Genomic DNA, 13,232 nt, shown 5'->3' on the forward strand with positions numbered 1-13,232 from the left:
AATCGGCGGATTTCAGGCCCAGATGGGCTCAGACGACCGTTTCGGGCCCTCCCGCGGTGGTCTGGCCGTCGACCGGCTCGTCCGTGGAGGTCCTCATTCCTGGTCGTGCGGCCGTTGGACGTTGGGGGCGTAAAGGTGCCAGACGGGGTGGCGTTGTCGTTGGTGCAATGAGGCGCGCGGTTTTGCGTGGTGCCTAGGGGATGGATGGATCAGTGACGACGACGACCGAGAAGCCTAGGGTCGCGGGGCGGTCTGGGGTGGGGGCATGGGTTGGGGTGGTGGCGGTGATGCTTGGCATCTTCGCGATCGTCACCACCGAGATTCTGCCGATTGGGTTGCTGACGTCGATCGGGGCGACGTTCACGATTTCCGACGGGCTGGCCGGGTTGACGATGACCATGCCGGGGTTCCTGGCGGCGGCGTCCGCGCCGGTGGTGACCGTGGCGACCGGCCGGGTGGATCGTCGGCTCATGCTGGGGGCGTTCATCCTGTTGCTGGCCTTGGCGAATTTCCTGGCCGCGGTGGCGCCGAGCTACTGGCTTGTGCTGGTTTCGCGAGTGCTGGTTGGTATCACCATCGGGGGCTTCTGGTCCATCGGCGCCGGATTGGCCGGCCGGCTGGTACGGCCCGAGTTGGTCGGACGAGCCACCGCCGTCATCTTCGCCGCGGTGCCGCTCGGGTCGGTGCTCGGCGTACCGCTGGGCACATTCATCGGGGAGATCGCCGGCTGGCGAACCGCCTTTGTGGCCATGGGAATTCTGTCGCTCGGCGTATTCGTCCTGCTGATCGTGGCGATACCGCCCTTGCCGGCCGAGAAGCCGATCCGCCTGCAGGTGCTTACGAATATGCTCCGCAACGTCAACACCCGGTACGCGCTGGTGCTCACGTTCCTTATCGTGCTGGCCCATTTCGGCGCGTATACCTACGTGACGCCGTTCCTGGAGCAGGTGACCCACGTGAGCGCCGGGCTCATCACGATCTACCTACTGGCGTACGGCGCGGCCGGAGTCGCCGGGAACTTCCTGGGCGGAGCCACGGTGGTTCGCCATCCACGAGCCACCTTCGCGGCCGCCGCCACGCTGATGGCCGTCGCGACGTTCCTGCTGCCGGTCCTTGGTACGAACGACCTAGGCGCCGTCGTACTGCTGGTGCTCTGGGGTCTGGCCTACGGCGCCGTACCGGTCTGCTCCCAAACCTGGTTCGCCAAGACGTCCCCCTCATCGGAAGCCTCCTCCGTCCTCTTCACCGCCTCTTTCCAAGCCACCATCTCCCTCGGCGCCCTCGCAGGCGGGCTGGTCCTCGATCGAACCAGCCCGGCCACGCTCCTTACCTGCGCCGCTTTGACCGCCGCGCTGGTCCTTCCGTTTCTGTACCGGACGCGCGAAAGCTGAAGTCCAGCCGATTCGGCGAATCAGCTGGACTTCAGTAACAAAGGGCTACAGGGAGAGCCAGGCGGTGGTGTCTGGGGGCAACTGGCCGTCGGCCAAGGGCTGGCTGGTTAGGAGGATCTCGCCGTCGATGGGGACGGGGGTGTCGGTGAGGTTTACGAGGCAGCGGAAGGTCTCGCCGTCGCCGAAGCGGGTGAAGGAGAGGACGCCGGCGGGGGCGTCGTCGTCCCAGGTGAGGCGGCCTTCGCCGAGGGCGGGGTGGTCGCGGCGGATTCGGAGGGCGGCCTTGTACAGCGCGAGGTGGCTGTCCGGATCGTCCTGCTGGTCTTCCGCGGTGAGGCCGGCCCAGGAGGCGGGTTGGGGCAACCACGGCGGGTTGTCCGGCGTACCGAACCCGAAGGGCGGTTCGCTGCCGCTCCAAGGCATCGGAACCCGGCAGCCGTCGCGACCGCGCACGGTATGGCCGGAACGTTCCCAGGTCGGATCGTCCAGAACCTCTTCGGGCAGGTCTTCCACCTCGGGCAGGCCGAGCTCGTCGCCTTGATAGATGTACGCGCCGCCCGGCAGGGCGAGTTCCAGCAACGCGGCGGCCCGGGCCCGGCGTAGGCCGAGCGCCAGGTCGGTCGGGACGGTGCCGGCGTCGGCGCCCGCGTGCTTCTGGTCCCGGCCGTAGCGGGTGCGGTGACGAATGGTGTCGTGGTTGCTCAGTACCCAGGTCGCGGGCGCTCCGACGGCCCAGAGGTTCTCCGTGGTGTGGTCGATGACCTCACGCAGCTCCTTCGCGTCCCACGGGCAACGCAGTACGTCGAAGTTGAAGGCAGAGTGCAGTTCGTTGGGCCGCACGTACGCCGCGAGGCGCTCCGCGGGGGATAGCCAGGCCTCCGCCACGAAAACGCGCGGGCCTTGCGGGGTATCGGCGTACTCGTCGGCGATCTGGCGCCAGCGCTGGTGGATCTTGTGTACGCCGGGCTGGTCGTAGAACGGATTGCCGACGTACTTGTCTCGCGTGGGCTGACCGTTCTTCAGTGGTACGTCGGGCAGCGCCGGGTCCTTCGCCATCGAGTCGGCCACGTCGATCCGGAAGCCGTCGATGCCACGGTCGAACCAGAAGCGCAGGATCGAGTCGAACTCCGCGATCACGTCCGGGTGGTCCCAGTTGAAGTCCGGCTGGGAGATGTCGAACATGTGCAGGTACCACTGGCCGTCGTCGATCTGCTGCCAGGCGCCTCCACCGAAGGCGGCGGGCCAGTTCGTCGGCGGCTGACCGCCCGGGCTGTCGCGGAACCAGAACCGCTCCCGCTCGGGTGAGCCCCTGCCGGCCGCGAGCGCCGCCTTGAACCAGGGGTGTTCCCAGGAACAGTGGTTCGGCACCAGGTCGATCAGTACCCGGATGCCCAGACTGTGTGCCTCGGCGATCAACGCGTCCGCGTCGGCCAGCGTGCCGAAATCCGGATTGATGTCGCGGTAGTCGGCCACGTCGTAGCCACCGTCCAGCAGCGGCGACGGGTACCACGGGCTGATCCAGATCGCGTCGATGCCCAGGTCCGACAAGTACGGCAGCCGGGCCCGGATCCCGTTCACGTCGCCAGTGCCGTTCTTGTCGGCGTCGGCGAAGGAGCGCGGGTACACCTGGTAGACGACGGCGCTACGCCACCAGTCGTCAGCTGGTCTGGTCGAAGTCTGCCGATCGCCGGCAGCGGGGGCCTCAGTCATGGAATCCACCCTGTCACGACCGGGCAAGCCGCTGTGACGGGTGTCTCAGCCTGTACCCCCGACTGTCCGTGACACTGCGTGGGTGGCTAGTCTCAGGCCGACGGAACCGCGCCGGCGACCGTGACCTGTTTGTGTGCCACAGCCCGCCGCGGCCTAGACACGGACAGGTGAGAGGACCAGGACACTCGTGGACCTGATGGAATACCAGGCGAAGTCAGTCTTCGCCAAACATGGTGTGAGGACGACGGTCGGTGAGGTCGTCACGACTCCCGAGGAAGCGCGCGCGGCGGCCGAGAAGATCGGCGGCCGGGTGGTCGTCAAGGCTCAGGTCAAGACGGGCGGCCGCGGTAAGGCCGGTGGCGTCAAGCTGGCCTCGACCCCGGACGAGGCTCAGGAGGCCGCGGAGGCCATTCTCGGCCTGGACATCAAGGGTCACATCGTCAAGATCCTGAACATCGTCCCGGCCGCGTCGATCGCCGAGGAGTACTACTTCTCCTTCCTGATCGACCGGGCCAACCGCAACTACCTGTGCATCGCCAGCGCCTCGGGCGGGGTGGAGATCGAAGAGGTCGCCCACACCAACCCGGACGCGGTCGCGAAGATCTCGATCGACCCGGCCACCGGTGTCGATGAGGCCAAGGCGCGAGAGATCGCCGTCGCGGCGAAGTTCCCGGCCGACGTGATCGAGGCGGCGACCGCCGAGATCGTCAAGCTGTACGGCGTCTTCATCGCCGAGGACGCGTCGCTGGTCGAGGTGAACCCGCTGGTCAAGCTTACCGACGGCAACGTCGAGGCGCTGGACGGCAAGGTCACCCTGGACGAGAACGCGGACTTCCGGCACCCGGAGCACGCGGACTTCGCGGACGCCTCGGCCGAGGACCCGCTGGAGGCCAAGGCCAAGGAGAAGGGCCTCAACTACGTCAAGCTCGACGGCTCCGTCGGCATCATCGGTAACGGTGCCGGCCTGGTCATGTCGACGCTGGACGTTGTCGCCTACGCGGGCGAGGAGTTCGGTGGCGTCAAGCCCGCGAACTTCCTCGACATCGGTGGTGGCGCGTCGGCCGAGGTGATGGCCAACGGCCTGGAGATCATCATCTCCGACCCGCAGGTGGAGAGCGTCTTCGTCAACGTCTTCGGCGGCATCACCGCCTGTGACGCGGTCGCCAACGGCATCGTGCAGGCGTTCGCGCTGCTCGAGGGCCGCGGCGAGGCCGTGACCAAGCCGCTGGTCGTTCGCCTGGACGGCAACAACGCCGAGGAGGGCCGCCGCATCCTCGACGAGGCCGGCCTGGCCGGTCTCGAGCGCGTGGACACGATGGACGGCGCGGCCAAGCGGGCCGCCGAGCTGGCTGCGAAGTAAGGGACTACGGACATGTCGATCTTCCTCAACAAGGACAGCAAGGTCATCGTCCAGGGCATGACCGGCTCCGAGGGCACCAAGCACACCACCCGGATGCTTGCTTCAGGCACCCAGATCGTGGGCGGCGTGACCCCGGGCAAGGGCGGCCAGACCGTCACCATCGAAGGCCGCGACATCGAGGTCTACGGTTCGGTGGAAGAGGCCGTCAAGGCGACGGGCGCGACCGTGTCGGTCGTTTTCGTACCGCCGAAGTTCACCAAGGGCGCGGTGTTCGAGGCCATCGACGCGGGTATCCCGCTGGTGGTCGTGATCACCGAGGGGGTGCCGGTGCACGACACGGCCGCCTTCTTCGCGCACGCCCAGGCCTCGGGTACCACCCGGATCATCGGGCCGAACTGCCCCGGCATCATCACCCCGGGTGAGTCCAACGCCGGCATCATTCCGGCCGACATCGCGGGCCAGGGCCGGATCGGCCTGGTCTCGAAGTCGGGCACGCTGACCTACCAGATGATGTACGAGCTGCGCGACTTCGGGTTCTCCACCGCCATCGGTATCGGCGGCGACCCGATCATCGGCACCACGCACATCGACGCGCTGGAGGCCTTCGAGGCCGACCCCGACACCGACGCGATCGTGATGATCGGTGAGATCGGCGGCGACGCGGAGGAGCGGGCGGCGGCCTTCATCAAGGACAACGTGAAGAAGCCGGTCGTCGGCTACGTCGCGGGCTTCACCGCCCCCGAGGGCAAGACGATGGGCCACGCGGGCGCGATCGTGTCGGGGTCGTCCGGCACCGCCGTCGCCAAGCAGGAGGCCCTCGAGGCCGTCGGCGTCAAGGTCGGCAAGACGCCGACCGAGACCGCCAACCTGATGCGCGAGATCATGCAGTCGCTGGCCAAGTAGGCAGCCACAACGCCAAAGGCGGCCCTCCCGATCCTGGGAGGGCCGCCTTTGGCGTTGTCAGCGCAAAATACCTCAGCGGAAGTACAGCGAGCGTTCGCCGGCCCGGATCAGCAGGTCGCGGAAAGAGTCGTCGCTGATGTCCAAGCCCTTCAGCACCGGGAACATCACGTACGCCACCTTGTCGCTGGCGCGGACCACGCCGACCCGGTAGGTCAGCTTGCCGCTCGAGCCGGCGTCGTACACGATGCGCCAGGTCTGGCCGCCGATACCGCGGTAGCTGACCGTGTCGGTGCGTTTCACCGTGGCGGTGGAGTACGTCTTCTTGCAGTTGTCGACGGCCTTGCGCAGGTCGTTGACGAACTTGCTGGCGACGCCGAAGTCCTTGAACTGCGCCACCATCGTGTCCATACCGAACTCCGTCGGTACGCCACCCTCGGGGACGACGTACGTCTGCCAGCGGTACTTGAGCGCTTTGCCCTTGCTGAGGTCGATCTTCTCGCAGCCGGTTCCGTCCCGGGCGGCGGACTTCACGCTCACCCACGGCTTCTCCACTTTGCTGATCACCGGCAGGTCGATCGGCGCCATGAAACCGCGCGGTTCGTCCGTCGGCAGCAGCGACTGGGTGAGCGTCGGCGTACCGCAGGTGGAGCCGGTCTCCTCGCAGATCCGCCGCATGGTGACGTTCGCCGCGGCGAGAATGCCCTCCGGCTTCGGTGGTTCCAGGCCGATCCGGTTGTGCTCGAGCACCACCGTGGCCGGACCGGCGGTGGCCAGCACAACGGTCCGGTAGAACCGGTTGCTGTCCTTGCGTGGCTGGGTGAAAACCGCCACCACGCCCTTCTCGCCCAGACCCTTGGCCTGGTAACTGTTGACCAGCCGGACCTGCGGATCGGCGCACTCGCTCAGCCAGCCGGCGATCGTGGCATAGGCCTTCGCCGCGCCGGCCTGGTCCTTGGAGACCTCGACGAACTGCCGGGCAGTGTCCAGGTTGTTCGGGTTGCGAAGGGTCCTGGCCCAGGTCCGGACGCCGGCCGGGTCCGCGAAGCGCTGGGCCTGGCACATGAACGACTGAGCCGGTACGTCGGGACCATCGGCCGTGCCCGAAACCACCCAGGTGCCCTTGGACATCAGATCGGCGTCGGTGTCGTTTATCAGGATCTTCGGATCGGCCAGGACGTTCGACTCGGGATTCTGCTGGTCACCGGAGTCACCGCCCTTGTCGTCACCGCCGCCGGTCGCCACCGCGACGATGCCGCCGCCGACGACCAGCAGGGCCGCAGCCACGCCGCCGGCGATGAGTTGCGTCTGGCGGCGACGCTGTTTGCGCCGTGCCGCGCGCTGGGCGGCACGACTGACCCGGGGGCGGGGGCTACCGCCGGGAAGGCCGCTGGGGCCGGATGGGCCGGTCATGTACTCCTCGTCCTTCTCGCTGATCTACCCGACGGTATCCAGTCGGGCAAGACGGGGACCAAGCGGGGCGAAGTCTTTCATATCCGGCGTGTCAGAACGAGCGCTGCCCGGACAGGCGAGACGATGAGGGTCAGATGACAGACACGGTGAACCGCCCGGGCACCCGAGACGCTGGATCTACACGGTCCGCGAGCGCCTCCTCACAGGCAGTTGTACTGCCAGCGCTGGTCGCGACGGGAGCGTGCCTGCTCAGCGGTCTCGTGACCTGTTCCGTGGTGGCGGTGATCGGCTGGCTCGCGGCGACCTTCGGCGGCGCCTCGGGCGCTATGCGGGCCGGTGCCTCGATGTGGCTTGCGGCACATAAAACAGGTGTCACCGTCGGCAGCGCCTCGATCACGCTGGCGCCGCTCGGCCTCACCTTGCTGCTCGGCTACTTCCTCTACCGCGCCGGCCGCTTCGCTACCCGGATGAGCGGTGCCCAGGAGTCTCGCGAACTCCTGACGCTTAGTGGCGTTCTAGCCGGCGCGTACGGCGTTGGGGCGCTACTGGTCGCCGTACTGACCTCTAGCGGTTCCGTGAAGATCTCGCCGTTCTCGGCCTTGCTAGGCGCTGTCACCCTTGCGGCGTTCGCAGGGACGCTCGGGGTCATGACGGAGTCGGGCGCGCTCATGATGGCTGCGAAGGCCACACCGCACTGGGTCCGCCAGATGATCGCCGGAGCGCTCGCGGCGGCAGCGACGGTACTAACTGCCGCGACCGTGCTGTACGCCGTGATGCTGGTTCTGCACTTCAGCCGGGTCACTTCGATGCTGGAGGCGCTGGACTCGGGTGTAGTCGGCTCGATCGTGCTGTTCGGGATCTGCCTGGTTCTACTGCCCAATGCCATCGTGTACGCCGCTGCCTTCATCGCGGGCCCGGGCTTCCAGCTGGGCGTAGGAACAACCGTGGCGCCTACCGGGGTCGACGTCGGTAGCCTGCCATCCCTGCCACTTCTGGCGGCCGTACCGGCCGACGGCGCCACCCCGACGTACATGCTGTTCCTGACCGGGCTGGTTCCGCTCCTGGCTGGAGTGGCTGCAGGTCTCGTGGTCGCTCGGAGGGTCAGTGGCGGGCCTGACGGCGATCTGATCGGCTGGGACGCGTATGCCGTCCGCGCGGCCTTCTCAGGCCCTCTCACGGGTCTTGTGCTGCTGGTTCTGTTCGTGCTCGCGGGCGGTTCAGCCGGGCCAGGCCGAATGGCCTCGTTCGGCGTGCCTGGAGCGCTTGCGGCCGCTGGAGTGGTCGCGGCCGGGGTGACGATCGGCGCGGCCATCACGGCGGCGATCGTGGGCGCCCGCCGGGCTCCCTGAGGCCAGCCGATAGGGTGACCCCCGTGACAAGGTCCTCTCTGTGATTGGGAACGCCGCGTGATGCAAGCGCCGAAACCCGCGCGTCTGGTCGTGCTCATCTCCGGCTCCGGCTCCAACCTGCAGGCTCTGCTGGACGCCTGCGCGGACCCCGCGTACGGCGCCCAGGTGGTCGCCGTCGGCGCGGACCGGGACGGCGTCGTCGGTCTGGACCGGGCGAAGTCCGCCAACGTGCCGACCTTCGTGCACCGGGTGAAGGACCACACCGAGCGCGCCGACTGGGATGCCGCGCTGACCGCGTCGGTGGCGTCGTACCAGCCGGATCTGGTCATCTCGGCCGGCTTCCTGAAGCTGGTCGGGGAGCAGTTCCTGGCCGCCTTCGGTGACCGCTACATCAACACCCACAACGCCTTGCTGCCGGGCTTCCCCGGTATTCACGGCCCGCGCGACGCCCTCGAGTACGGCGTGAAGGTCGCGGGCGCCACCTTGTTCTTCGTCGACGGTGGCGTCGACACCGGGCCGATCATCGCCCAGGTCGTCGTACCGGTGCTGGACGACGACACCGAAGACACCCTGACCGAACGGATCAAGGACGTCGAGCGCCGCCAGCTGGTGGACTCGGTCGGCCGGCTGGTCCGCGAGGGCTGGACCATCACCGGAAGAAAGGTCACCATTCCGTGAGCACCGCCGCCGAGGACCGCAGGCCGATCCGTCGCGCGCTGATCAGCGTCTACGACAAGACCGGGCTGGAGGAGCTGGCGAAGGCCCTGTCCGACGCGGGCGTTCAGCTCGTCTCTACCGGTTCGACCGCCGCGCGGATCGCCGCCACCGGCGTACCCGTGACGAAGGTCGAGGAGCTGACCGGGTTCCCCGAGTGCCTCGACGGCCGGGTGAAGACCCTGCACCCGAAGGTGCACGCGGGCCTACTGGCCGACGTTCGGCTCGAGACGCACGTCGAGCAGTTGCAGGAGATGCGGGTCGAGCCGTTCGACCTGCTGGTGAGCAACCTCTACCCGTTCATCGAGACGGTCGCCTCGGGCGCGACGGTGGACGAGTGTGTCGAGCAGATCGACATCGGCGGGCCCTCGATGGTTCGCGGCGCCGCGAAGAACCACGCGAACGTGGCCGTCGTGGTCGACCCGGCTCGTTACCCCGAACTGCTGCAGGCCCTCGCGGAAGGCGGCTTCACCCAGGCCCAGCGTCAGCGGCTCGCGGCCGAGGCCTTCGCGCACACCGCGGCGTACGACGTGGCCGTGGCGTCCTGGATGGGCAGCGTGCTGACCGATACCAGCGAGGGCACGGGCTTCCCGGCCTTCGTCGGCGCGACCTGGGACAAGTCGGCCGTGCTGCGCTACGGGGAGAACCCGCACCAGCCGGCCGCGCTCTACCGGAGCTACCGCGGCGGACTCGCGGCCGCCGAGCAGCTGGGCGGTAAGGAGATGTCGTACAACAACTACGTCGACGCGGACTCCGCCCGGCGTACGGCGTACGACTTCGACCGGCCCGCGGTGGCGATCATCAAGCACGCCAACCCGTGTGGCATCGCCGTCGGTGCCGACGTCGCGGAAGCCCACCGCAAGGCGCATGAGTGCGACCCGGTTTCGGCGTACGGCGGCGTGATCGCCACCAACGTGCCGGTCTCGGTCGAGATGGCCAAGCAGGTCGCGGAGATCTTCACCGAGGTGCTGGTCGCGCCCGGATACGAGGACGGCGCGGTCGAGATCCTGCAGGGCCGGAAGAACCTGCGGATCCTGGTCTGCCCGCCGGACGATGACCAGACCGCGGTCGAGTTCCGCGCGATCAGCGGCGGCATCCTGATGCAGCACGCCGACCGTTTCCAGGCCGAGGGCGACGACCCGTCGACCTGGACCCTGGCCAGCGGCGAGGCGCTCACCGGGGACGACCTGGCGGAGCTGGAGTTCGCCTGGAAGGCCTGCCGCGCGGTCAAGTCCAACGCGATCCTGCTGGCCTCGAACGGCGCCTCCGTCGGGGTCGGCATGGGCCAGGTCAACCGGGTCGACTCCTGCCGGCTCGCGGTCTCCCGGGCCGGCGAGCGGGCGGCCGGCTCGGTCGCGGCATCGGACGCGTTCTTCCCGTTCCCCGATGGGCTCGAGGTGCTGATCGAGGCCGGCGTGAAGGCCGTCGTACAGCCGGGTGGCTCGATTCGCGACGACCTCGCGATCGAGGTGGCTCAGAAGGCCGGCATCACCATGTACTTCACCGGCACGCGGCACTTCTTCCACTGATCCCGTAACTACTGGCCTTGGGTGGACCTGATTCGGGTCCACCCAAGGCCGTTTCCATGCTCAGGCCGGTACGCGCACTGAGGGCTTGTGCAGGCCGGGTACCGCATGGGTTCGCCGAGAACTGCGGAACACGCTGATGCTCACGGCAAGCGTCCACAGGCTCCACAGCAATCCCATGCTCGCGGTCGTTCCCCAGCCCTGGGCGCTGTAGAAATTCGCCGGGTCATCTCCGAAGTAGATGGCCGGTACGAACGCCAGGTTGATGACCGCGAGCACATACGCCGAACGCCCCACCCAGCGCGGCATCAGCCGCAGGCGTAGTACGACGCCGGCCAGGGCGATCAGCAGCAAGCCCATCAGCAGGCGGGAGATCAATCCCTGCATCAGGTACTGCGCGGCCGCGAACGGGCCTTCCCGGGTGGTGTCGATATCGCGGTCGACCGAGATGGCGGCTCCGGCCTCCATCGACTGCGGTACGAACACCATCGCCACCCAGAGCAGCCCGGCCGCCTGGATCACCCCGGCGATCCACTCCGAGGCGGCGTCGACCTGATGGATCAGCTGGCGCAGCCCGGTGAAGAACACGATGTAGAACACACAGCCCACGATGCCGATCAGGCTCCGGGTCAGGATGTTCCAGTCCGGCGGAGCACCGGAGTAGAGGAAATAGAGCGGGACCTGGATCACGATCAGCGCGCTGGCAATGATCCCGAACAGGCCGGTGTACCGGCGAACGCTGGTTTCGGACATGGCGGTTCCTTCCCTGACGAGCGTTCCTCCCGGCCGATGCGGGGAGTGAACGAGACGTCTCGTCTCACAACGAGACGGTAGGTCTCGCCAAGAGGGCTGTCAAGACACTCCGTCTCGTCTCGTATAACCTGGCAGCATGATCGTTCCGAATCCTGACCGCCGCAGCGAACGAGCCCGTCGGGCGATTTTGAGCGCCGCCCTCGAGTTGTGTGTCGAGGAGAGTTTCGCGCGGCTCACCATGGAGGGCGTCGCCAAGCGGGCCGGGGTGGGCAAGCAGACGATCTACCGATGGTGGCCGTCGAAATCGGCCGTGCTGCTCGAGGCGATCGATGATCGGGCCGGCGACACCCTGGACTTCCCCGATACCGGTGATCTGGTCGCCGATCTGCGGACTCAGATGATCCAGCTCGCACGAACCCTGACCGATCCGGTTTTCGCCGCGTCGTTGCGGGGCCTGATCGCCGCGGCGCAGAGTGACGCGGATGCCGCTGAGTCGCTCTACCGCACCCTGATGAAGCCCCGCGTGGAGCTTTGTGCTGAGCGTCTGAAGAAGGCCCAGCAAGCCGGCCAGGTGCGGCCCGAAGTGGCCCCCGAGGATCTGATCGAGCTGCTCTACGCCCCGCTCTACTACCGGTTGCTGCTGCAGCACCGGCCTATCGACGAGGCCCAGATCGGCACGATCCTCGACCTGATCTTTCCCAGCCTCGCTCCGGCCTGACGTCTTTCCTTAGGGTCATTGCGTAAGTCGTTGCGCCAGGCCTATGGTGATCGCGCTCGTGTCCCTCAAACCGCCCGTTGGGGAGAACAATGTCGTTGAAGAAGTTCGGCCTGCCCGTAATCGTGGCCAGCGCCGTGATGATCCCGCTGGGGGTGACCGCGCCGGCCGAGGCCGCCGTGGAACACAGCTCCAAGCGCGTGGTCGGCTACTACACCCAGTGGAGTGGCTACGACCGCAATTTCCTGGTCAATGACCTGGTCAAGAACGGCACCGCCGCCAAGCTCACTCACATCAACTACGCCTTCGGGTTCCTCGACGAAACCGGTAAGTGCGTCAGTAGCGATGCCTGGGCCGACTACCAGCGTCCTTTCACCGCCGAGCAGAGTGTCAGCGGCAAGGCCGACGAAGCCGGTCAGGCCCTTGCCGGCAACTTGAACCAGCTCAAGCAGCTCAAGGCGAAATACCCGAGGCTGCGCGTCAACATTTCCCTCGGCGGCTGGACGGGTTCGAAGTACTTCTCGAACGCCGCCCTTACCAAGGAGTCTCGCGCGGCTCATGTGAAGTCCTGCCTCGACATGTGGCTCAAGGGCAACCTGCCGGGTTCACCGGCCGGAGCCGCGAAGGGTGTGTTCGACGGCGTAGACCTGGACTGGGAATGGCCTGCCAGCGAAGGCGCTCCCGGCAACGTCGTACGGCCTGAGGACAAGCAGAACTTCACCGCGCTCGTCCTGGAGTACCGCAAGCAGCTCAACCGGCTCTCGTGGCACACGCACCGGCGGTACGACCTGACGGCGTTCCTGCCGGCGGACCCGGTCCAGATCGATCGAGGCTTCGAGGTCCGCAAGGTCTTCAGTGCGCTCACGTTCGCTACCACCCAGGGGTACGACTACCACGGCGCATGGGACCCGGTTACGAACCAGCAGTCGGCTATCGACGGCCCGGCCGGTGATCCCTCCACTGCCGAGTTCAGCTCGCAGGTGACGATCGACGCCTACCTGAAGCGCGGAGCCCCTCGTAGCAAGCTGGTGATGGGTGTGCCGTTCTACAGCCGTGGCTGGACCGGTGTCGGATCAACCAACAACGGGTTGTTCCAGCCCGCTACGGGTGGCGCGGCGCCTGCGACGTACGAGGCGGGCTACGAGGACTACCGCCTGCTGAAGGCCCAGTTGAGCAAGTTCCAGGTGTTCCGTGACAACAAGGCGGGCTTCGCCTGGCTGTACGACGGAACGACCTTCTGGACCTGGGACGACCCGATCGAAATGAAGCGCAAGGCCCGCTACATCTCCGACCGCCACCTCGGCGGCGCGATGATCTGGTCCCTCGACGGGGACACCTCCGACGGCGAACTGATCACCGCCCTGCACAAGCACCTGCACTGAGCGGTTGCGTCCGGAGAAC

Annotated in this window: 11 protein-coding genes; 8 read left to right on the top strand and 3 right to left on the bottom strand. The window is 67.3% G+C overall.

Features of this window, described 5'->3' with window-relative positions; translation table 11 throughout:
* The first annotated feature begins 287 nt into the window (after positions 1 to 287).
* Positions 288 to 1,391, top strand: a complete 1,104-nt coding sequence (locus tag ACFFGN_RS06830; protein ID WP_380044469.1) for an MFS transporter — start codon at positions 288 to 290, stop codon at positions 1,389 to 1,391.
* Positions 1,392 to 1,436: 45 nt separating this feature from the next.
* Here ACFFGN_RS06830 and ACFFGN_RS06835 read toward each other — a convergent pair whose 3' ends face one another.
* Entirely contained in the window at positions 1,437 to 3,101 is a 1,665-nt protein-coding gene (locus ACFFGN_RS06835; protein ID WP_380044470.1) for a glycoside hydrolase family 13 protein, read from the bottom strand.
* Between the two features lie 187 nt (positions 3,102 to 3,288).
* Here ACFFGN_RS06835 and sucC point away from each other — a divergent pair, with 187 nt between their 5' ends.
* Positions 3,289 to 4,461: an ADP-forming succinate--CoA ligase subunit beta gene (sucC, locus tag ACFFGN_RS06840; protein WP_380044471.1), complete on the top strand. Its 1,173-nt coding sequence runs from the start codon at positions 3,289 to 3,291 to the stop codon at positions 4,459 to 4,461.
* Positions 4,462 to 4,473: 12 nt separating this feature from the next.
* Positions 4,474 to 5,364 carry a succinate--CoA ligase subunit alpha gene (gene sucD / locus ACFFGN_RS06845; RefSeq protein WP_380044472.1) on the top strand — a complete coding sequence of 297 codons (891 nt, stop codon included), beginning with the start codon at positions 4,474 to 4,476 and terminating at the stop codon, positions 5,362 to 5,364.
* 72 nt (positions 5,365 to 5,436) lie between these two features.
* On the opposite strand, the gene ACFFGN_RS06850 is transcribed toward sucD, so the two are convergent.
* Positions 5,437 to 6,774 (bottom strand): hypothetical protein, encoded by a 1,338-nt coding sequence (locus ACFFGN_RS06850; protein WP_380044473.1) that lies wholly within the window; start codon positions 6,772 to 6,774, stop codon positions 5,437 to 5,439.
* A gap of 134 nt (positions 6,775 to 6,908) precedes the next feature.
* On the opposite strand from ACFFGN_RS06850, the gene ACFFGN_RS06855 reads away from it, so the two are divergent.
* The 3 genes from ACFFGN_RS06855 to purH are packed head-to-tail and all read left to right on the top strand — an operon-like array spanning position 6,909 to position 10,366.
* On the top strand, positions 6,909 to 8,123 hold the full coding sequence (locus ACFFGN_RS06855; protein WP_380044474.1) for a cell division protein PerM: 1,215 nt from the start codon (positions 6,909 to 6,911) through the stop codon (positions 8,121 to 8,123).
* Positions 8,124 to 8,183: 60 nt separating this feature from the next.
* Positions 8,184 to 8,801: a phosphoribosylglycinamide formyltransferase gene (gene purN / locus ACFFGN_RS06860; RefSeq protein ID WP_380044551.1), complete on the top strand. Its 618-nt coding sequence runs from the start codon at positions 8,184 to 8,186 to the stop codon at positions 8,799 to 8,801.
* On the top strand, positions 8,798 to 10,366 hold the full coding sequence (gene purH / locus ACFFGN_RS06865; RefSeq protein WP_380044475.1) for a bifunctional phosphoribosylaminoimidazolecarboxamide formyltransferase/IMP cyclohydrolase: 1,569 nt from the start codon (positions 8,798 to 8,800) through the stop codon (positions 10,364 to 10,366). The genes purN and purH overlap by 4 nt, the downstream gene beginning before the upstream one ends.
* Before the next feature lie 60 nt (positions 10,367 to 10,426).
* Here the strand turns inward: purH and ACFFGN_RS06870 are convergent, their stop codons facing one another.
* Entirely contained in the window at positions 10,427 to 11,116 is a 690-nt protein-coding gene (locus ACFFGN_RS06870; protein ID WP_380044476.1) for a hypothetical protein, read from the bottom strand.
* Between the two features lie 136 nt (positions 11,117 to 11,252).
* Here ACFFGN_RS06870 and ACFFGN_RS06875 point away from each other — a divergent pair, with 136 nt between their 5' ends.
* Entirely contained in the window at positions 11,253 to 11,834 is a 582-nt protein-coding gene (locus tag ACFFGN_RS06875) for a TetR/AcrR family transcriptional regulator (protein ID WP_380044477.1), read from the top strand.
* 89 nt (positions 11,835 to 11,923) lie between these two features.
* A complete protein-coding gene (locus ACFFGN_RS06880) occupies positions 11,924 to 13,213 on the top strand; it encodes a glycoside hydrolase family 18 protein (protein WP_380044478.1) in 1,290 nt (429 codons plus the stop codon).
* Positions 13,214 to 13,232: the final 19 nt, after the last annotated feature.

It is taken from the genome of Kribbella deserti, from assembly GCF_042434725.1.
Taxonomy (GTDB): Bacteria; Actinomycetota; Actinomycetes; order Propionibacteriales; family Kribbellaceae; genus Kribbella; species Kribbella deserti.